General features: G+C 56.6%; 18 protein-coding genes. 11 read left to right on the top strand and 7 right to left on the bottom strand.

Annotated features, from left to right (window positions below; translation table 11 throughout):
- Position 1 precedes the first annotated feature (1 nt).
- Genes O3C79_RS14160 through O3C79_RS14150 form a run of 3 tightly spaced genes read left to right on the top strand, consistent with a single transcriptional unit; the run spans position 2 to position 2799 of the window.
- Positions 2–1147 (top strand): porin family protein, encoded by a 1146-nt coding sequence (locus O3C79_RS14160; protein WP_494383626.1) that lies wholly within the window; start codon positions 2–4, stop codon positions 1145–1147.
- On the top strand, positions 1131–2036 hold the full coding sequence (locus O3C79_RS14155; RefSeq protein ID WP_494383625.1) for a metal ABC transporter substrate-binding protein: 906 nt from the start codon (positions 1131–1133) through the stop codon (positions 2034–2036). Before O3C79_RS14160 ends, O3C79_RS14155 begins: the two co-directional genes overlap by 17 nt.
- Entirely contained in the window at positions 2026–2799 is a 774-nt protein-coding gene (locus tag O3C79_RS14150; RefSeq protein WP_494383624.1) for a metal ABC transporter permease, read from the top strand. Before O3C79_RS14155 ends, O3C79_RS14150 begins: the two co-directional genes overlap by 11 nt.
- Here O3C79_RS14150 and O3C79_RS14145 read toward each other — a convergent pair.
- From O3C79_RS14145 to O3C79_RS14130, 4 genes are read right to left on the bottom strand one after another with little or no spacing between them, the layout of a single operon-like run.
- Positions 2760–3320 carry a DUF3299 domain-containing protein gene (locus O3C79_RS14145; RefSeq protein WP_076459946.1) on the bottom strand — a complete coding sequence of 187 codons (561 nt, stop codon included), beginning with the start codon at positions 3318–3320 and terminating at the stop codon, positions 2760–2762. The genes O3C79_RS14150 and O3C79_RS14145 overlap by 40 nt on opposite strands.
- Before the next feature lie 9 nt (positions 3321–3329).
- Entirely contained in the window at positions 3330–4586 is a 1257-nt protein-coding gene (locus O3C79_RS14140) for an ABC transporter permease (protein WP_494383623.1), read from the bottom strand.
- On the bottom strand, positions 4586–5269 hold the full coding sequence (locus tag O3C79_RS14135) for an ABC transporter ATP-binding protein (protein WP_494383622.1): 684 nt from the start codon (positions 5267–5269) through the stop codon (positions 4586–4588). The genes O3C79_RS14140 and O3C79_RS14135 overlap by 1 nt, the downstream gene beginning before the upstream one ends.
- Positions 5266–5784 (bottom strand): ZrgA family zinc uptake protein, encoded by a 519-nt coding sequence (locus O3C79_RS14130; protein WP_494383621.1) that lies wholly within the window; start codon positions 5782–5784, stop codon positions 5266–5268. The genes O3C79_RS14135 and O3C79_RS14130 overlap by 4 nt, the downstream gene beginning before the upstream one ends.
- Before the next feature lie 140 nt (positions 5785–5924).
- On the opposite strand from O3C79_RS14130, the gene O3C79_RS14125 reads away from it, so the two are divergent.
- The 7 genes from O3C79_RS14125 (at position 5925) to O3C79_RS14095 (ending at position 16851) form a co-directional block, all read left to right on the top strand.
- Positions 5925–7658: an autotransporter assembly complex protein TamA gene (locus O3C79_RS14125; RefSeq protein WP_494383620.1), complete on the top strand. Its 1734-nt coding sequence runs from the start codon at positions 5925–5927 to the stop codon at positions 7656–7658.
- Positions 7655–10888 carry a translocation/assembly module TamB domain-containing protein gene (locus O3C79_RS14120; protein ID WP_494383619.1) on the top strand — a complete coding sequence of 1078 codons (3234 nt, stop codon included), beginning with the start codon at positions 7655–7657 and terminating at the stop codon, positions 10886–10888. Before O3C79_RS14125 ends, O3C79_RS14120 begins: the two co-directional genes overlap by 4 nt.
- Entirely contained in the window at positions 10888–11388 is a 501-nt protein-coding gene (locus O3C79_RS14115) for a GNAT family N-acetyltransferase (protein ID WP_494383618.1), read from the top strand. The genes O3C79_RS14120 and O3C79_RS14115 overlap by 1 nt, the downstream gene beginning before the upstream one ends.
- 155 nt (positions 11389–11543) lie before the next feature.
- Positions 11544–12158, top strand: coding sequence for a transcriptional regulator BetI (gene betI / locus O3C79_RS14110; protein ID WP_076459936.1), 615 nt, complete (start codon positions 11544–11546; stop codon positions 12156–12158).
- A gap of 21 nt (positions 12159–12179) precedes the next feature.
- Entirely contained in the window at positions 12180–13649 is a 1470-nt protein-coding gene (betB, locus tag O3C79_RS14105; RefSeq protein WP_494383617.1) for a betaine-aldehyde dehydrogenase, read from the top strand.
- A 27-nt stretch (positions 13650–13676) separates the two neighbouring features.
- Complete coding sequence (gene betA, locus O3C79_RS14100; RefSeq protein WP_494383616.1) at positions 13677–15362, top strand: choline dehydrogenase; 1686 nt, start codon at positions 13677–13679, stop codon at positions 15360–15362.
- Positions 15363–15633: 271 nt separating this feature from the next.
- The gene (locus O3C79_RS14095; RefSeq protein ID WP_494383615.1) at positions 15634–16851 is read left to right on the top strand and encodes a BCCT family transporter; all 1218 of its coding nucleotides are present in this window, start codon (positions 15634–15636) and stop codon (positions 16849–16851) included.
- 46 nt (positions 16852–16897) lie between these two features.
- Here the strand turns inward: O3C79_RS14095 and O3C79_RS14090 are convergent, their stop codons facing one another.
- The 3 genes from O3C79_RS14090 to O3C79_RS14080 all read right to left on the bottom strand — a co-directional run bounded on the left by O3C79_RS14090 (position 16898) and on the right by O3C79_RS14080 (position 20572).
- Positions 16898–18022: an HD domain-containing phosphohydrolase gene (locus O3C79_RS14090; RefSeq protein ID WP_494383614.1), complete on the bottom strand. Its 1125-nt coding sequence runs from the start codon at positions 18020–18022 to the stop codon at positions 16898–16900.
- 187 nt (positions 18023–18209) lie between these two features.
- Complete coding sequence (locus tag O3C79_RS14085) at positions 18210–19070, bottom strand: universal stress protein (protein ID WP_494383613.1); 861 nt, start codon at positions 19068–19070, stop codon at positions 18210–18212.
- 11 nt (positions 19071–19081) lie between these two features.
- A complete protein-coding gene (locus O3C79_RS14080; protein ID WP_494383612.1) occupies positions 19082–20572 on the bottom strand; it encodes a SulP family inorganic anion transporter in 1491 nt (496 codons plus the stop codon).
- A gap of 259 nt (positions 20573–20831) precedes the next feature.
- Here O3C79_RS14080 and O3C79_RS14075 point away from each other — a divergent pair, with 259 nt between their 5' ends.
- Positions 20832–21188, top strand: coding sequence for a metalloregulator ArsR/SmtB family transcription factor (locus tag O3C79_RS14075; protein ID WP_494383611.1), 357 nt, complete (start codon positions 20832–20834; stop codon positions 21186–21188).
- Positions 21189–21201: the final 13 nt, after the last annotated feature.

Below are 21201 nucleotides of genomic sequence, written 5' to 3'. Positions count from 1 at the left end.
TATGTTTTCTCACAAGGCACGCTGGCTGATCCCCCTCACGTTTATTGCCGGTTCGCAGGCACATGCGGAACTGCAGGCGCCAGACATCAGCCTCACCGTCGACGCTTATCACAAATCCGACAACACAGCGCTGGGCGGTCGTGTAGAGGACCTGGGGCTGAGCCACACTGAATTGGCACTGCGTCAGCAGTTTGGCAGCCTGGCGATGGGTAAACTCACCGCTGTGGCGGAATCCAATAAGGAAGAGACGGATTTCTCGATCGAGGAGGCCTATCTGCAGACATTGGCACTGCCGGCGGGGCTGACTCTGCGTGGCGGTCGTTTCCTGTCGGATGTTGGCTATTTGAACGGCCAGCATCCCCATGCAGACAGCTTCACCGAGCGGCCTCTGATGTACCGCGCCTTTCTGGGCGGACATTACTACGATGACGGCGTAGGGCTCAGTGTGGTCATGCCGACTGATCTATACTGGCGTGTCAGTGCAGAAGCCTTTGATGGTGAAGAGCTTGGCGAATTTGAAAGTGATTCGACCATAGGCACCTGGGCGCTTTCTACTACTTTGGGGGGCGATATCTCCGACTCCCAGAGTTGGCAGGCCGGGGTCAGCTACTTGCGTAACCGCATGCTGGGTCACGCAGAAGAGGAGCATGATGACCACGATCATCATGACCACCATGAAGATGATCATCACGGACACAGTCATGGCGCCGAATATGCCGGCGAACACCTCTATATGGCGGATCTGGTGTGGAAGTGGGCGCCCCGTGGCAATAACCGGGACCAGCAGCTGACACTGTCTGCCGAGTATATGCGTGTCACTGATCTCAACGAATACGCGTCCAGTGATGATTACCATGAGGGCTGGTATGGCTCAGCTGTTTACCGCTTTGCGCCGGAATGGAGTGTGGGCGTGCGCCAGGGGCGTGTGAAGCTGAAGCTTGGACATGGTGATCATTTCCATGATGGCGAGCTTGAGGAAACAACTGCAATGTTGGCCTGGAATCCGACCCATACCCAGACCCTGCGTTTGCAGTATACCCATCAGGACGCAGTACAGGACTGGGATGAAACCTTCGCCGGTGCGGATAATGCCGTTACCCTGCAGTACATCATCAGCTTTGGCGCCCACGATGCACATTCGTTCTAAGCTGAGTGCTCTGGCGCTGGTGGCGGCATTGCCGCTGCCGGCACAGGCGTTGAATCTGTTTGCCTGCGAGCCTGAATGGGCCTCGCTGGCAGGCGTGCTAGCGCCCGAAGCAAAGATCAGCAGTGCCACCCATGTGTACCAGGATCCGCACTACATAGAAGCGCGCCCCAGCCTGATTGCCCGTTTGCGTCGCGCAGACCTTGCGGTATGCAGTGGTGCGGCTCTGGAAGCCGGCTGGCTGCCGGCCCTGCAGCAACGTGCGGCCAACCCGGATGTACAGCCTGGCCAACCGGGCATGCTCTATGTAGCCCACTGGGTGGAAACCATCGATAAATTCGAATCTGTGTCCTTTGGGGCAGGGCATGTGCACCCCGAGGGCAACCCGCACCTGCATTTGGACCCCGAACGCATGCGTCAGGCCGGCGCTGTGCTTAGTCAACGTTTGGCCCAGTTGGATCCCGAGCGCCGAGATGCCTATAAGGTAGGCTATTTGCGCTGGTCCATGCAGTGGGACCAAAAACTGGCTGATTGGAAGAAGCGTGCCGAACCGCTGCGAGGTAAAAAGCTGGTGGTGCAGCACACGACCTTTGACTATCTCTGGCGCTGGCTGGGTATGGACGTGGTTGCCGACCTGGAGCCTAAACCGGGCGTACCGCCAACACCCGGACACTTGTCTACACTGGTCAAACAGGTGGAGCAGGACAGGCCACTGGCAATCGTGCACAGTTGGTATCAGGACCCACAGAGTGCAAACTGGTTGTCAGAGCGAACCGGTGTGCCGGTGCTGTCGCTGCCATCAACCACGGCGCCCGACGAGGGATTAGTGACACCGGCGGACCTGTTTGAGCATCTGCTGCAGCAATTGCTGGAGCTTGAACGTGCTGGTTGAACTGGAACTTCTTCTGCCTCCTCTGGTTGTGGGGCTTCTGGTGCTCTGCACCCATCTGCCGCTTGGCATGCAAGTGCTGGCGCGTGGCATTCTGTTTATCGATCTGGCCATTGCCCAGCTCGCCGCACTGGGAAGCCTGCTGGCGCAGCAGATGGGAGCAGGCAGTATGCTGTCGATTTTCTGCGGCATGCTGCTGGCCATATTGGGGGCTTTGCTCGTGGGGCGACTGGCGCAGTGTTTTTCGCAATATCGGGAAGCGTTGATCGGACTACTCTATGTGGCAGCGGCTTCTGTATGCCTGTTGGTGCTGACGGCCGACCCTCATGGCGGCCAGCGTCTGGCCAGTAGCTTAAATGGCGACATTCTCTGGGTCAGTTGGTCGGAAATGCTGCCACTGGCGTTGATCACCCCGGTGTTCCTGTTGCTTTGGTGGCGAGGTGGTGGCCAGAAAGATGCCGTTTTCTATCCGGCTTTTGCTTTACTGGTTAGTCTGTCTGTGCCATTGCTGGGGATTTACCTGGTATTTGTTACCCTGATCGCACCTGCATTAGTGGCTCAGTTAAGTCAAAGCAGGAGATGGGCACTGGCGGGAGCCGTATGCGGATATCTTGCTGGTTTGCTGTTGGCCTGGCAGTTGGACTGGCCAGCAGGCGCAACGGTAGTGTTGGCGCTGCTGGTAACCAGTGTGTTGGTTGCCTGGAGAGTGAAACGGCCTGAAGCTGCTTATTCGGGCGGCGGCGGGTCCGGCAGTTCGTATGGCTGAATGCGGAAGGCTTCCAACCGGTAGCCGGCTGTGCCCATCTCGTGACTGTAAACCTCGGTGGTCAGCCTACCGCTGATAAGCACTGCATCGTACAGGCTTTCCACCCGGGTGCCGGGCTCGTAATGCACATCGATAATCTGGTTTGAAGGTGGCGGAGGAACGTGAATGCAAGCGCCAAAATAGGGAACCAGAAAGAAACGATCCACCACATCGCCGACGCCTTCCAGTGGCACCACAAACCCGGGAATACTGACCATGCGCCCGTCCATGTCCTCTACCACAGGTGCCGAAGCCAGCGTTTGCATCATCTCATCAAACATGCGCTGCGCCTTGTCACTGTAATCATCCAGGTCGATGTAGTCCGGATTGCTGTACATGTCTTCAAGGGTGACTATGTAACTGGGCGGCATCAGGCTCTCCCACTCGATTTCAGTGGCCGTTTCACCATTGATCACAATGCTGTCTTCGGTCCAGCCGAGTGGTATGTACAGACAAAATAGCAGTGCCAGCAGGCGTTTCATCCAGTTTCCTCAATAGTGTCGTATCAGGTGGTTGGCTCGCGCCTGGCGCCAGCCTTTAAGTGCGGGAACCAGACCTGCCAGTGTACCCAATATCAGGATGGCAAGGCACTGTAGCCACTGTTGTGATGACAGGGGTGCCAGTGGCAGATAGATGCCGAAGGTATCCAGCAGTGGGCCGCGTATCGCCATCAGCATCACCTGCAGCAAAAGAATACCCAGTAGTGTGCCGGCGGCTGTTAGCAGTGTCGACTCGAGAACCAGCAGCAGTGCTACACGCCAGGGGGGGCAGCCAAGTGCCCGGAGCACTGCAATCTCGTGTTGCCTTTGCTGCATGCCAACCAGAAGCAATGCAAGCATCCCTATCAGGCCGGTCAGCAAAGCGGCCGAGGCGACCACCAACAGGGATTTTTCGGCGACGCCGATGATCTGCCATAGCTCCTGCAGTGCCATGCCCGGCAGCACGGCCGTCAAGGGCTCTTCACTGCGCGTGTTCAGGGCGCGCTGGAGATGAAATGTTTGCAGTCTGGATTTGAGGCCGACCAGAACGGCAGTGACCTCTTTGGGTGTTAATTCCTGTTGTCGTGCCTGCTCCGGTGTGATTTTCAGCCCGGGCAAGGGAACACCTGCACGCCAGCCCAGGTGCACTGCTTCCAGGCCTTCCAGAGAAACCAGTACGGCCCGGTCCAGCGGTGTGCCCGTGGGGGTCAGGACACCGCTGACCGAGAAAGGCAGGTTGTCATGTTTCATAAAGCTGGTATTGCCACTGCCATGGGCGATTACGATCTTATCGTCGATGGTGTAGCCAAGTCGCGCAGCCACTTCGGCACCGACCACTACATCGAACAGATCGGTAAACGCCTGGCCTTTTGCAAACGCCAGAGGTTGAGCCTGACCATAGCGGAAATGCTCAAACATGGCGTTGCTGGTGCCGACAACACGGTAGCCACGGTGGGAGTCGCCCAGCGACAGGGGAATGGTCCAGGCAACACGCGGGTCATCGGCCAGCTGTTGCTGACTGGACCAGCGGATGTTGCTGGTAGCATTGCCAATATGGAATACAGAGTACAACAGCAGCTGAACCGGTCCCGAGCGAGCACCTACGATCAGGTCAGTACCTGAAACACTGCTGAAAAACGCTTCGCGACTCTGTTCGCGTACCTGCTGAACGCCCAATAGCAGGGCGGTACTGAGTGCAATAGTGAGTAGAGTCAGAATCAGGCTGGTGCGACGGCTAAGCAGGCTTTTCAGTGCCAGTGAAAAAAGCATCAGGGCTGGGCCTTAAGGCTGAGATGATGGCTGAAGAAGGGAGCCAGGGCCGGGTCGTGACTCACCAATACCAAGGAGCTGCCGCACTGGGCGCTTTCCTCCAGCAGCAGTTCGATAAACAGATCACGGTTGTGCGGGTCCAGTGCCGAGGTGGGTTCATCGGCTATGATTAGAGCCGGTGAGCCAATCAGGGCACGGGCTGCGGCCACACGCTGCTGCTGGCCAATGGATAGCTGGGTGATTGGGCGTTTCTTCAGCGCCAATACATCCAGACCCAGTCTTTCCAACAACCGCTCTGCCTCTTGATGCACCGAGCCACTGCGTGTTTTGGCGCTCTGGCTGCGGGCTTTGGAAAAGCGACAGGGCAGGCTGACATTTTCGATCAGGTCGAGATAGGGCAGCAGGTTAAACTGTTGGAATAATATGCCCAAGCAATCTGCTCTTAGCTGGTCAAGCTGGCGCCGCGACAGCTCATCCATCACCTGCCCGGCAACCTGGATCTGGCCCTGATACCCGGCCAGGAAGCCACCGAGCAGGTTGAGCAGGGTGCTTTTACCGCTGCCGGAAGGCCCTTGTATAAACAGGTGTTCGCCGGCTGTGAGCTCCAGAGCATCTATGTTTATTAATTGGGGGCCCTCTGGCCAGGCGAAGCGGACATCGGTAAGGCTCAGCACCGAGTTCATGGCAGTTCCACGTGATCCTGGCCGGCATTGATGTCGATGCGGTGCAGTCGATCCGGGGCGATGAATTGAAGCCTCAGGCGTTCAATATCAGGAAATTTTTGCATGATGGGCAGTTCCAGCTGGCGCAGGGCTTCGGCACGTGCACAGACATACTGATATTCGGCCATCAGATCAGCATGCTGGTGGTCACCGTGGTGATGGTCATTGGGCTCGGCCGTGGCAAAGGGGCTTTGCAGTAAAACTCTGCTCAGTGAGCAATCTGCTGCCTCTGGCAAGCGTATAAGTGAATCAGGCGTTTGCATATCCTGCTTGACCTGCTCCCAGAGGGATTGTTCCTCTTTTGTCACTGGCTGGTACTCAAACCCTGTGAGGTTGGCCAGTGGGGAACTGATTGAGATGAGCAGCGTCGGAGGTTCCAGTACCATGTCGAGATAAGCTTGGCCGTGCTGGTGTGGCGCAGCCAGAGCAGTGCTGGTGGCAAGCAACAAAGGAAGCGATTTCAGCAAAGCGTTCATGGTAAAGCCTCAAGCTGGAGAATTTTCTGAATGTTACTCTATAACAGCAATATTGAAACCCCCGGGACGGACACCCGGTCCTGCAATCGGTTACACTGGCCGTGTTTTGGCGGTTTCAGCAATGGAGTGGACAAGAGTACGTGAAACACAAAGGAAAAGAGCTGCTCGCGGGGTTGGTTGTACTGCTGGGAAGCTCGGCATTATCAGCCGCTGAATTTCGCCTCAGTGGTCTTGAAGACCCACTGGCATCCAACGTGCGTGCCATGCTCACGATTGACGATGCCCTGGAAAGAGAAAACCTGCCACGCCCTGGCCGGCTTAACTATCTGCATCGGCAGTCAGAAGCGGAAATTCGCCAGGCCCTGCAACCCTTCGGTTACTACAATCCTGAGCTGAACCTTGAATTGTCTGTCACAGGGCCGGAAGAAAGCTGGTTCGCCGCCTATGAGGTCAACCCGGGTCCCCGCACGGTCATTGGCAAGCTTCATCTTGCCCTGGACGGCGTCGGGCAGGGTGATGAAGAGTTGCAGCGCGTGTTGGCTGACAGTGCGCTTAAGGAAGGCGCCCCCTTCCTGCATCAGGACTACAGTGCCCTCAAATCCCAGTTACAGTCCCGCGCATCTGAGAGGGGCTACTATGATGCGGATTTCACAACCTCCAGTGTTCAGGTGTCCCCCGAAACCAACCGTGCCGAAATTGAGCTGGTCTATCACACCGGCAGCCGTGCCAGCATTGGTGATATCCGCTTTGATGAAGCTCCGGTGTCTGAAAAGCTGTTGCGCCGCTATTTGCCGTTTGAGTCGGGTGACCCGGTCGATACCGCCCAGCTGGTCACACTACAGCGCAATCTGATCGACAGTAATTACTTCGGCGATGTGGAAGTTCGGCCCTTGCTGGACCAGCGTGAGGGCGGCATGGTGCCCATCCACATTGGTCTGGGGCCACGCAAGCAAACGCTCTACGGCGGTGGTGCAGGTTATGGCACCGATACGGGGGCACGGATTCAGTTGGGGGTGAATCGTCGCTGGCTCAACTCGCGTGGACACTCCCTGGATACCCGTTTGCGCATGTCCCAAATCAAGCAGGAGTTTTACACCACCTACCTGATTCCAGGCAGTAACCCGGTAACCGACCGTTTTGCCCTGACATTAAGACTGGAAGATGAGAGCTCGGATACCATCGATGCTCGCACGGTCGGCATTGGCGGCAGTTGGCAAAAACAGTTCGCAAATTGGGAGCGCGTGTTGGGGCTGGAATGGCAGCAGGAAGATTGGGATTTTGAAGGCGAGCAGCGAGACTCTACCTTGCTTTTGCCAAGTGCCCGTTTCAGTCGCACCAGGGCCGATAATCTGCTGAACACGTCCAAGGGGTACTCTCTGGAATTCGGTGTTCAGGCCGCATCCGAAGCCTTGCTGTCGGATACAGACCTGATTCAGTTCGATATGCGAACCAAACGGGTTGACAGCTTTGCCGAACGCTGGCGCTTGCTGACCCGTGCCGAGCTGGGCATCACTCTGGTGGATGCCGTTGATGACTTGCCGGCTTCTCTGCGCTTCTATGCCGGCGGTGACTCCAGCGTGCGGGGTTATGATTATCAGTCTCTCGGGCCTGAGGGGAAGGACGGCGATGTGATTGGTGGCCGCTACCTGGCTGCCGCCAGCGTCGAAGTTGACTATCTGGTGAAGGATAAATGGCGCGTGGCTGTATTTTTTGATGCCGGTAATGCCTTTGATGACAAGGAGGTGGACTTGAAAACCGGTGCTGGTGTAGGCGCGCGCTGGTTGTCGCCCATTGGACCTATTCGTTTGGATCTGGCCGTACCGCTGGAAGATTCGGGTGTGCGTCTTCATTTCACCCTGGGGCCTGACCTATGATTCGACCGATCATACGCTGGGGCCTGGGCTGCATGCTGTTTGTAATTTTATCCGTTCTACTCATGGTGGCCGCCATCTTGTTCCTGCCCTCGGGAACACGTTTTGCGCTTGGGCTGGTGGACGATTTTGTGCCTCAGGTATCCTTGCAGGGAATAGAGGGGACGCTGACCGATAGCCTGGAAATTGATCAGATTGATCTGACGCTTCCGGGCCAGACACTTGCCCTGGAGCAGCTCAGGTTTACCTGGCAGCCCTGGTCGTTGCTGGACAAACAGCTTCAGGTCGATGAAATCAGCCTTGGCCGCGTTCAACTGGACCTGCCTGCACCTGCCGGTGAGCAACCGCAGCCCGAATCTAGTGCTGGCCCCGTTCTGCCTGAACTGCCCAGTTTTGAGTTGCCACTGCAGTTCCGTCTTGAGCAGCTCAGGCTGGAGGAAGTGGCTGTTTTGCAGGATGGCTCATTGGTGACTGCACCTGTCAGCCTGTCGCTGCAGGCTCACTCGGAAGCCAATCGTGTTGTGCTGGACAGCCTTGAGGCCAACCAGGCCGAGAGCCGAATTACCCTGTCGGGTTGGACCGATCCGTCACAACAGTTTCTCAGTCAGCTGCAGGGGCGCGTCAGCGGTCAGATAGAGGACTGGTGGACACCTGGTCACTGGCAGGAAAGCAAACCCTTCCAGCTGGATCTGAATGCAGATTTTGTCGGCGCAGAGCGAACTGCGTCAGCGGATGTGAGCCTGCAACAAGCCGATACTCGGCTCAACCTTGCGGCCCAGCTGGGTCTGGCTGAGGTTTTGCAAGTCCAGTATCAACTGGATGCCAGTGGTATCGACCCTTCACTGGTACACCCCGAGTGGCCCGGGCAGTTGGGGCTGGCGTTGAGCGGTGAGGTCAGTCTGGCTGACACGACTGATTTGGTGTTGGATATAGCGCGCCTTGATGGCCAGCTGCGCAATGAGCCGGTGAGCCTGAGCGGCAAAGTCAGTGGCGATCTTGAGTCCTGGCAGCTGGATGCCATCAAGCTGAATTATGCCGGTGCTGATGCCGAAGCGGATGGTCAGGTTAGTCTGCAGACACTCGATCTCGGTTGGCGTGTCAATGCGCCGGACCTGGCGGCGCTGCTGCCCGATGCTGCCGGTAGCGTCAAGCTGGAGGGACAGGTCAGCGGGCCGCTGACAACGCCGTCTGTCAGTGCCAGGGTACAGGTTCAGGGCGTCCGCTATGCTGATCAACTCAGTCTGCAACAACTGCAGGGACCGGTTGAGATCGACCTGTCAGGGCAAAAGGACTGGCGCGCCGATCTGCGTTTGCAGCAGCTGGAAGCGGCCGGGCAACTGGTGTCCAGCCTGAATCTCAAACTGACCGGGCAGCCGGAGCAGCATCAGCTCAGACTGGATGTGGATGCCAGCGCCGGCCAGTTGGAACTGGCGCTTGATGGTGGCTGGCAGGCCGAGCAACAATCCTGGCAGGGACAGATCAGTTTGCTGGATGCCAAGCCTGAGTCTTTGAGCCACTGGCGCTCAACAGGCTCGGCACCTTTGTCTCTGTCTGCGCAGGATTTCAAGCTGGAGCGCCTGTGCCTTGATGAACAAACCGAGGGGGGCGGGCTCTGTGTCGATGCGGCCGGTACCTTTGCCGGACAAACCCAGGCCAATATCCGTTTGGATGAGTTGGCGCTGTCCCTGCTTGAACCCTTTTTGCAGGGGGCCGAGCTGACACCTCGTTTATCTGCACAGATCGCTTTCAACCAGTCTCCGGGTGGCCAGCCGGAACTGGATGCGGAACTTACTACGACTGCCGGCAAGCTGACCCCGGCGGCCAGTGAGCAGTCTCTGCCGCTGGAGCCGATACATGTACAGGCGCGACTGGCCGAAGATCGTCTCAGGGTAGAAGCCAATACCGAACTCTCACTGGTGAAAGGCGAGTTGGGACTGAATGTGGATGTGACCGGGCTCAGTGGTGCTCAGACCCTGAAAGGGCAGCTCTCACTGTCGGCGACGGATTTGAGCCTTGTCGAAGTGGTCGTGCCCGATGTGCAAAACATGCAAGGGCAGCTGAATGCCGATTTTGGTCTGTCTGGCAGCCTGTCCGCTCCGGTGGTTAACGGTGAGCTGGCCTTTACCGATGGCAACGTGGAGGTGCCGGCCGCTGGGCTGTTGCTGAGCCCGCTGGAACTGAGTGTGCGCCCGGTCAATAACGGCGAAGTGCTGGAATTTTCAGGCCTGTTCGGTTCCGGTGAGGGAAATTTGAAGCTTGATGGCAGCTACAACCTGGCGCAAAAGGAAGGCCTGCTGACTCTTGCCGGTGATAAGTTTGAAGCGATGAATACCAATGTGGCCAAGGTTGAGATCAGTCCTGATCTGAATCTCAGCCTGACACCTCAGGCTATTCGTCTGGGGGGCTCGCTGACGATCCCGCATGCGTTGATTGCGACCCCTGAATCCAGGGAAAGCGCAGTTACGCCAAACAAGGATGTAGTGATTGTCGAAGGTGGCGAACCTTTGACTTCGGAACCGGTAGTGCCCGTTTACGCTGAGCTGGATGTGATTCTCGGTGATGATGTGCGTGTCGATGCCCTGGGTTTTGAAGGTCGCTTGCTGGGTAAGCTGAAACTGCTGGAGTCGCCGGGCAAGGCGACACGAGCCAGTGGCAGTATCCAGGTTGAAAGTGGCCAGTACCGCCTCTATGCGCAGGACCTGGAGATCCGTCGCGGCAGCCTGGTATTCACCGGTGGCCCTGTCGATAACCCGGGGCTGGATTTGCGTATCGGCCGGGAAGTTGAAAATGTGATTGTAGGTGCCAATGTAAATGGCACGCTGAGAGAACCGCGCATGGAGCTCTATGGCGAGCCGGCCATGCCTGACAGCAGCGTGCTGTCTTACCTGTTGTTGGGTAAGGCGCCCGGCGAAAGCTCATCTTCCGAACAGGAGATGCTGACGCGCATGGCCTTGTCGATGAGCATGGCCGGTGGCAATCGCATTACCGAAAACTTGCGAGAGTCACTAACCCTTGATGAACTGGGCTTCGACAGTAACGACCAGGAGGATGGCTCGTCCTTCTTCATCGGCAAATATCTGTCGCCGCGACTTTACCTGCGCTATGGCATCGGCGTTATGGATGCGGTGAATACTCTGAGTCTCAAGTATACGCTGACCGATACCTGGCGTGTTGAAGCGCAAAGCAGCGAGCTGGGCAGCGGTGGCGATATCCTCTACACATTCGAGCGTTGATGGTGACGTCGATTTTCACTGAGGAGGAGGTGCATCTCAGGGATTACCAACCCGAGGATGCACCAGCCCTGTGGCGACTGTTCTTTGATACGGTGCGTTGGGTGAACCGGCGAGACTACTCGGCTGCTCAGGTTGAAGCCTGGGCACCCGAGGCAATAGATCCGCTGGATTGGCAGGCGCTTCTCGATCATAACCGTCCTTTCATCGTCGCGCAGTCGGGCCGCATCCTGGGGTATGCAGATTTGCAGCCCGATGGTCTCATTGATCACTTCTTTTGCCATTGGCAGGCTCAGGGAAAGGGTGTGGGCACGCGCTTGATGGCCCATATCGAAGTCCAGGCGCAACGCCTGGGACTGAACGCTCTGCATGCACATGTCAGCCTTACAGCCGAACCTTTTTTCAAACGGTTCGGTTTTGAGGTGGTGAAGCGTGAAGTCGTTCAGGTACGTGGGCAAAGTCTGCCGCGATGCCTGATGAGCAAGAATCTTTCCAGCAAATAATAAATCGCTAATTAGCGGCTAAAAATCGCGATTTCCCTCCAATTATACTCTTTTCTCTCATCTCGCTTTTCGGGTCAGGTGTTGAAACCCGATCGGGGATTGGTTAGTATTTTTATTAATTGAACGTTCAATCAATAAAAATTGGTGCCCTCGCCATGCCAAAAATCGGAGTTAAGGATACGCGTAAACAGCAACTGATCGATGCCGCCATGGAATCGATTGCCGAGCTGGGAATGCAGAACACGACCATCGTCAGCATCAGCAAAAGGGCGGGTCTGTCCTCCGGCATAATTAGCCATTACTTCGGTGGCAAGCAGGGTTTGATTGAAGCGGCCTTGCGTCACCTGCTGGATCAGTTGGGCAAGGAGCTGCGTGTTCGCATGGCCAACAACGATGGTACGCCTGAGCAGCGACTCAACTGCATTATCGAGTCCAATTTCTCCGAATTTCAGCGTTCGGCGCTGGCGGCCAAAACCTGGCTCAGTTTCTGGGCCAGGGCAATGCATGAGCCGGGCTTGAAACGGCTGCAGCAGATCAACAACGCGCGTCTGTACAGCAATTTGCGTTATTCATTTGCCCAGGTGATGGCGCCTGATGAAGCAACGGCTGCAGCGCGGCAAACGGCTGCGATGATTGACGGCTTCTGGCTGCGCAGTGCCTTGAGCCTGGATCCGCAGGAAAACTTTGAAGCAGGTGAGCGCCTGTGTAAGCGCTTTGTGCAGGAAAGTCTGGCCCAGGCGCGGGCGCAGGCAAGCAAGACAAATTCTTAATCTGAGGTTTGACGGTTTTTTATGTCCCACACGCTTCCACGCATTCAGAACTTTGTTCACGGCCGTTTCCTGGCCAACACCAGCGGCCAGACCTTCCCGGTGGTTAACCCTGCAACGGCTGAAGTGATCTATGAAGTCGAAGTGGCCTGCGAATCAATTCAGCAGGCCGCGATTGAGAGTGCTCGCGAAGGCTTTGCCCAGTGGTCTGCCATGAGTGGCATGGAGCGCAGTCGGATTCTATTGAAAGCGGTGGCCCTGCTGCGTGAGCGCAATGATGAGCTGGCGGCTATTGAAGTGCGTGATACCGGCAAGCCGATGCAGGAAGCGGAAGCGGTCGATGTGGTGACCGGCGCGGATGCGATTGAGTTTTTTGCCGGGCTGGCGCCCTCCATCGAAGGCAATCAGCAGGATCTGGGCGGCGATTTTTATTACACCCGCCGCGAGCCTCTGGGTATTTGTGCCGGTATCGGTGCCTGGAACTACCCGCTGCAGATTGCTTGCTGGAAATCGGCCCCGGCGCTGGCCTGCGGTAATGCCATGATCTTCAAACCCTCGGAAGAAACGCCGCTGGGTGCCGTCAAACTGGCGGAGATTTTCATTGAAGCGGGTGTGCCTGCAGGCGTGTTTAACGTCGTGCAGGGCGCGGCCGAGGTTGGTAGCTGGCTGACACATGAGCCGGCGATTGCCAAGGTTTCGTTCACGGGCGAAGTGGGCACCGGTCAGAAAGTGATGGCGGCGGCGGCTTCCTCCCTGAAAGATGTCACCATGGAGCTGGGCGGCAAATCCCCGCTGATCGTGTTTGATGATGCCGATCTGGAAAATGCCGTTTCGGCCGCGATGGTGGGCAACTTCTACACCCAGGGCGAAATCTGCACCAACGGTACCCGTGTGTTCGTGCATAAGGCCATTTACCCGCAGTTCATGGAGCGTCTACTGGAGCGGACCGCCAACAACATCAAGGCGGGTGACCCCATGGACCCTGACACCAACTTTGGCGCGCTGATTTCGGCAAAACACCGTGACCTGGTGATGAACTATATCGCCAAGGGCCTGGAAGAGGGGGCAACCCTGGCCTGTGGTGGTGAGGCCTTCTCGCCGGACTCATGCAAAGGCGGCTACTTCGTGCAGCCTACCATTTTCACCGACTGCTCTGACGACATGACTATCGTGAAGGAAGAGATCTTTGGCCCGGTGATGTCGGTGCTGACTTTCGATGACGAAGAGGAAGTGATTGCCCGCGCAAATGATACGGACACCGGGCTGGCAGCAGCCGTGTTCACCAATGACCTGCGCCGTGCGCATCGTATTATTCATCGTATCCAGGCAGGAATCTGCTGGATCAACAGCTATGGTGCCTCGCCCGCTGAAATGCCGGTGGGTGGCTACAAGCTGTCCGGTATTGGCCGTGAAAATGGACGCGTAACCCTGGACCACTACACCCAGATCAAGGCGGTGTATGTGGGCATGCAGGATATTGACGCACCCTTTTAAGCCAGCAACTCAAAGCGGAGACCCCAGATGAAAGAAACACAATACGATTACATCATTGTGGGCGCTGGTTCCGCAGGTTGCGTGCTGGCCAATCGTTTAACGGAAGACGGCCGCTTCAGCGTGCTTTTGCTGGAGACCGGGGGCAGTGACAAAAGCATCTTTATCCAGATGCCGACCGCACTGTCGATTCCGATGAATACTGAAAAATACGCGTGGCAGTTTGAAACCGAGCCCGAGCCTTTCCTGGATAACCGTCGCATGCATTGCCCGCGGGGCAAGGTGTTGGGTGGTTCTTCATCCATCAACGGCATGGTGTATGTACGTGGCCATGCCCGTGATTTTGATGAATGGGACAGCGAAGGCGCCACCGGTTGGCAATATTCCAATGTGCTGCCGTACTTCAAAAAGGCGGAAGCCTGGGCCTTTGGCGGTGATGCTTACCGTGGCGAAGACGGCCCTCTGGGTGTCAATAACGGTAACAACATGCAGAACCCCCTGTATCAGGCGTTTATCGATGCGGGGCAGGATGCCGGTTATTATACAACGGCTGACTACAACGGCGCTCAGCAGGAAGGCTTCGGCCCCATGCATATGACCGTCAAACATGGTCGACGCTGGTCGACCGCGAATGCCTATCTGCGCCCGGCCATGGAGCGCCCGAACCTGAAAGTGGTAACCCATGCACTGGTGCACCAGGTGCTGCTGGATGGAAAAACCGCAACCGGTGTCCGGTTTGAGCAGGGGGGCAAGGTACACGAGGTCAAGGCTTCACAGGAAGTGGTTCTGTCCGCCGGCTCAATCGGCTCACCTCACTTGTTGCAGCTCTCCGGCATTGGTAACCCTGAGGTACTGGAACAGGCTGGCATCGAGGTGAAGCATGCGCTGCCGGGTGTAGGTGAAAACCTGCAGGACCACCTGGAGTTTTATTTCCAGTTCCGCTGTAACAAACCGGTATCACTCAACCGTAAACTGGACTGGTGGAACAAGCTCAAGATTGGTGTGCGCTGGATTCTGAAGAAAGATGGTCTGGGTGCCACCAACCATTTTGAGTCCTGTGGGTTTATTCGCTCCAAGGCTGGAGTGGAGTGGCCGGATCTGCAGTACCACTTCCTGCCGGCGGCCATGCGTTATGACGGTCGCGAGGCCTTTTCCGGTGATGGCTTCCAGCTGCATATCGGCCATAACAAACCGAAAAGCCGAGGTTTTGTTCATGTAACCTCCGCTGATCCGAAGCAGGCGCCGCGTATTCGCTTCAACTACCTGGAGCATGAAGCTGATCGCGAAGGCTTCCGGGATTGTGTACGCCTGACGCGGGAAATCATTAATCAGCCGGCGATGGATGCCTACCGTGGCGCCGAGATCCAGCCCGGTGAAGCTGTCAAAGACGACGAGCAGATTGATGCCTTTGTGCGTCAGGCTGTAGAGAGCGCCTACCATCCATCCTGCTCCTGCAAGATGGGTACGGACGCCCTTGCCGTGGTTGATCCGGAAACGCGGGTCCATGGCATCAACAAGTTGCGGGTGGTGGACTCGTCCATCTTCCCGATCATACCCAATGGCAACCTCAATGCGCCCACCATTATGGTCGCGGAGCGTGCTGCTGATCTTATCCGGGGCAAGGAGCCCCTGCCGCCTTCTGATGCGCCTGTCATCATGGACGAGCACTGGCAGGCGCGTCAGCGTCAGGGAGAGGCCAAGCGCGTGTTTCACTAGCACCGCGTAGCCATCTTCCGCCCCGGCGCGCAAGGCGCCGGGGTCGCAAACCATCAGGATTTCCCTATCAACGCCTGGTCTTCTTGACCCTGTCTTTGTGCGCCCGATAGGCAAGTCCTGGCCCGTCTACATCCTAACGCGGGGGTTTGTATCCGATTCGAATGATCAGGTGTTCAGTCACGGCCTGAGGCCGAGCTGCAACTAAACTTCAAAGTAGAGGAGGAACACCCATGCTGTTTGCCAGCAATAATCTGATTAACCGGGAGGCCACATGAACCTCTGGTTGTCATCCGGCTTGATCTTTACGTTCGCCGCACTGGTGTACGTTTTGTACAAGTGGTGGGATATCAAATGTATCGGTGTTACGCCCGTGCGTACCCTGACATTTACCGCCATTCTGTTTACCTCGGGACTCGATGTGGGTCTGATCATGTTTCCGCTGACCGAGTTCGGCGGCTACGGCAATCTGACCGATAACCCCGAATACAGCTTTGCCAACCCGCTGGCCATTGAGTTCGGATACTGGGCCTTTCTGATCTGGGGCTTCTATTTCCTGACCTGTTTTTATTTCTGCATCATTGAGCCGCGCGTGGGCTTCTTTGATATTCCGCTGGTCAAGTGGGTCAACAATATCGTGATCATCGGTACCTGTGCCTTTACGGCGTACCTGTTGTTGGTGAACCTGCCCTGGTACATGCCACAGATTGGCGATGGTGAGTCGGTGGTCCCCACCTTCTACCTGATTGTATTGGCGTCAATCGGTCTGGCGGTGTATTCCAGCAGCAAGATCAAATATCTGCGCCTGCTGAGCGTAGGGTCCAGCGTGTTGTTTATCGCCCTGATCGCGGTAATGTGGTTCCGTGCCTTCATGCTGGATAATGGTTCACCGGCCGATTTCCTTGGTACAGCCGGGCTGATCGGTGAGTACTTCACCAATTTGCACCAGTTCATGTTGCCGCTGAATGATTATCACGCGTTTTATCTGTTCTGGTGGTTCTCCTGGAGCATCATGATCGGCCAGTTCACGGCACGCTTCGTCAGTGGCATTCGCACCTGGCAGCTGCTGCTGGCAATGCTGGTGATTCCTTCGCTGGCAATCGGCGTCTGGTTTACCATTCTTTATCACTACCATGCGGAAGGTTTGAGTATCGCGGGCTTTATTAACCTGGCGATGATCCTGGTAGGGGTATTGATGGTTGTAAACTCGCTGGATTCATTGATACGTCTGTACACGGACAACCTTAATCTGACCGTAAAGCGACTGGGTCAGTGGCCTTACCTGCTGGGTAACCTGGTTGCCATGTGTGGTCTGACACTGCTGTTCCAGCTGGACTTCCTGCGCATTCAGTGGGTAGGGGCGCTGGTCATCGCGCTCTACTTCGGCTGCTTTGCCTATATCCTGCTGAAAAAGCGTGCCGAAGTTGCTGCCATCCAGGGCTCACCGCGTGATAATGAGTTGGATTTTGGCAAGATAGAACTGGCCAACTGAGGCGAGTTACAGCAGCGGGGCGCAAGGTACCGCTGCTGTGAGTGTTTTAGAGCTGATCGTCACGGAAGCGGGCGACAATTTCGCTTGCTTCCGTTTGCTGGTTTCGCAGTGAAGCCACGCAATTTGCATCCAGCTTGCCCGCTTCCACCATGCGTTCCAGCTCTATAAGAGCGTCAGTCACCGGCCAGGGCGTTTTATAGGGACGCTCACTGGTCAGGGCATCGAAGATGTCGGCGACGGTGACGATACGGGCTTCAATCGGAATGTCCTCGGCGGTCAGGCCGTTGGGGTAACCGCTGCCATCCAGAAACTCATGGTGGCAGGCAACGATGTTGAGCATAACCTGTGCATCAGCCAGGTGGCCTACCTGGTAGTCTTTCAGCACCTTCTCGATGATCTGAACACCCTTGGCGACATGGCCCTGCATCACGGAGCGTTCCTGCGCATTCAGGCGCGCGGGTTTGAGCAGAATTTTGTCCGGAATGCCGATTTTTCCGATATCGTGCAGGGATGCGAACAGGTGTATGTGCTCGATTTTTTCATCACTCAACCCATATTGTGCTGCAACGCCCTTGGCGATCAGACGTGCAAACTGTGCCATGCGGGTAAGATGCTTGCCGGTTTCAAAATCGCGCAGATCGGCAAAATCACGTGCCGCCTGGGCGGTCGCCAGCAAGGCATTAACGGCGGTTACTTCGGCGGCAATGGTCAGGTTGATGTTGTTGCACAGCATCAACAGGTCACGTTGTACAGTGTCGGTAAACACGCTGGAGCGAGTACTGTCGATGAATATAAAACCGAGAAAATTCTGGCCGTTGAACATCGGCATTGTAAACGATGAGGTATAGCCCTGCTCGATAAGCCAGTCGGAGTGGGGGTTGCCAGGTGGAATGTCGCGACGGATATCATCGATGACACGGCAGGTGCGCTGCTGTGACATTGTCAGAAGCGATGTGCTGTCAGACAGAGGATATTCGTAATTGACGATGGCATGTCCCTGGTGGGTGCTGTTGATAAAGGTTTTCAACAGGTCGGTATCCGGGTCATACAGTGCACAGGCAATCCGCGCGATACCGCGTACTCTTTCCAGGATGTTATCGTGGAGTTGTTCCAACTGCTCGGTGAGCGAATGAACGCTACTGAACAGGGGGATACCGTTAAATCTGAGCATCTAGGCCCTCGTTACTCTCATCCATGATACAGGCACCCTTGCCGGCCACTTGAATCAATGACGGGGCCGGCCCAGAGTCGAATCTGTATTCTGGCGCAAAAAGGCGCTTACTTGAATTTTGGTATTGTATACGAAAGAGCCCGGCAAAGGGCCGGGCTCTTGCTTGCGTGTACAGGTCGGTAAGGCGTTACCGCAGCAGCAGCAAAGGAACCGGGCTGTTATGCAGCATCCAGTTGGTCATGCTGCCTACCAGCAGCTGTCGGATGCGGGAATGGCCCCAGGCACCCATGACCATCAGCTCGATCTCGTTTTCCTTGATGTAGTTCAGCAGTGCTGGGCGGACTTCGTCCTGCTCGAGCGTCGCAGTGGTGACATCAAAGCCGTTGCCCTGCAGCATTTTCTCGGCGTTGGCCAGTTGCTCGCGTTGACGCTCCACACGCTTGCCGGCCATGACCAGGTGGCAGGGTACGCCTTTAAGCAGCGGGCTTTGCGCCACCATGTTCAGTGCCTTGTTTGCTGTAGTGCTGCCGTCATAGGCGATCAGAAAGCGCTTGGGGGCGGTGAAGCCATCCAGCGCCATCAGGATCGGCTGCTGCAGTGTGCGGGTCACGTTTTCCAGGTGGCTGCCAACGGCGTTGGCTGCGCGGGCGTGAGCCTCGCCCTGACGACCCATGATCAGCAGGCGGATATCGGCCTGATTGTCCTGCAGGCTGTCGACCAGGTTGTCATGGCGCTGCAGGCGATCGATCTGCTCGGAGGCAACCCCACGGGCTTCGATCTGCTTTTGTGCTTCCTGCAACATGAAACGACCCTGCTCCAGCATCAGGCGGCTGCGCTGGTTATCCAGTTCGGCCAGCTCTTCCAGCAGGTGCTCGCGAGTGCCCAGGCCGATATTACCGCTCATGTCGCTTTCGCTCGGGTAATCGGTCTTTTCCAGTACGTGCAGCAGCTGCAGCGGGGCGCTCAGCTGTTGCTGGGCCCAGGCAGCGGCATCGCAGACTGCCAGTGCTGCGGGAGATCCATCGATACAGGCGACGATTTTGCTCATCTTTTCGCTCCTTAGTGCCCGGCCATGATCTTGTCGACCTGTTCCGGCTTGTCATGCACGGCCAGCTTGTCGACGATGGTGCGGCTGGCTTCGTTGAGGCCGATCACTTCAACCTCGACCCCTTCGCGGCGGAACTTGATTACAACCTTATCCAGTGCCGAAACCGCGCTGATATCCCAGAAATGGGCCTGACTCAGGTCAATTACGACCTTATCAAGCACTTCCTTGAAATCAAAGGCAGCATTGAATTTTTCACAGGAGGCGAAGAACACCTGCCCGGTGATGGTGTAGGTACGGGTCTCGCTGGCGCTGTCTTTTGTGCTGCTGATGCGCATGTACTGACCCACCTTGTTGGCGAAGAACAGTGCAGCCAGCAGCACGCCGACGAAGACACCCAGTGCCAGGTTGTGGGTCATCACCACAACGGCCACCGTTGCCAGCATGACAATATTGGTGGACAGCGGGTGTTTGCGCAGGTCGCGGATGGATTCCCAGGAGAAGGTACCAATGGATACCATGATCATGACAGCAACCAGTGCAGCCATCGGAATCTGGCTGATCCACTCATCCAGGAATACCACCAGGATGATCAGGAACAGGCCGGCCACAAAAGCGGACAGACGACCACGGCCACCGGATTTCACGTTGATCACCGACTGGCCGATCATGGCGCAACCGGCCATGCCGCCCAGCAGGCCTGCACCAATGTTGGCAATACCCTGGCCCTTGCACTCCTGGTTGCGGTTGCTGGTGGTGTCAGTCAGCTCATCCACGATGGACGCTGTCATCATGGATTCCAACAGGCCTACGACAGCCAGACCCAGAGAGTAGGGCAGGATGATCAACAGGGTTTCCAGGTTCAGCGGCACATCCGGCCACAGGAAGACCGGCAGGGTATCCGGCAGTTCACCCATATCGCCGACGGTGCGGATATCCAGTCCCATTACCATGGCCACGGCGGTGAGCAGGATGATGCACACCAGCGGCGAGGGCAGGCTTTTGCCAACTACCGGGATATAGGGGAACAGGTAGATGATGCCAAGGCCTGCGGCTGTCATGGCGTAGACATGCCAGGTGACGTTGGTCAGCTCCGGCAGCTGGGCCATGAAGATCAGGATCGCCAGCGCGTTGACGAAGCCGGTCACCACCGAGCGCGACACGAAACGCATCAAATCCCCGAGTTTGAGGAAACCGGCGATTATCTGGAACACACCGGTCAGCAGCGTTGCGGCCAATAGGTACTCGAGGCCGTGCTCTTTGACTAGTGTGACCATCAACAGTGCCATCGCACCGGTCGCAGCGGAGATCATACCCGGGCGGCCACCGACAAACGCGATAATGACGGCAATACAGAAAGAGGCGTACAGACCGACTTTGGGGTCCACGCCTGCAATAATTGAGAAGGCGATTGCTTCGGGGATCAGGGCGAGGGCGACCACCGTGCCGGACAACAGGTCGTTGCGGACGTTGGAGAACCACTCCTGTTTCATTCGTTGCAGCATCTACAGTCTCTTGCTTGAGTTGTACATTGTTCGGAGGCTGCTCGCACGCGGCGGAGCCGGAAAAGAGTCTATCGCTGTCAGGTGACAGGATCATGCACGGCGATCAGACGCCCGTGGGTGTCTGGAGCGATAAAGGCGCAAAATTATACAGAAAAGGCCTTGTTCATGCAGCCTGAAACAAAAATGTAAGTTGAGCATGATTGAATATATGAAAAAAAAGATATATGATTTTTCATATATATTTGATCGGGAGATCTCCATGACACCTCTGGAGCTGTTCAAGGCCCTGGCCGATGAAACACGGCTGGTCAGTACGCTGCTAATCCAGCGTGAAGGGGAGCTGTGTGTCTGTGAACTGATGGAGGCCCTGCAGGAATCTCAGCCCAAGGTTTCCCGGCATCTGGCCAAACTGCGCTCCCTCGGGCTGCTGGCTGACAGGCGTCAGGGGCAGTGGGTGTTTTATCGCCTTCATCCAGAACTGCCTGAGTGGATGAATGACATGGTGGCGCATGCTGCTGCTAATGCAGATGCCCAGCTGGAAGTGCCGCTTTCACGGCTCAAGGCAATGGACTCTCGACCATCGGCAGGCAGTGATGTCTGCGGTTCTGGTTGCTGACAGGGTATTAAGG

It is taken from the genome of Marinobacterium sp. NO-S09 (assembly GCF_059179545.1).
Note: the sequence above shows the minus strand (reverse complement) of the source record. Positions and strands in the feature narration are given on the sequence as shown.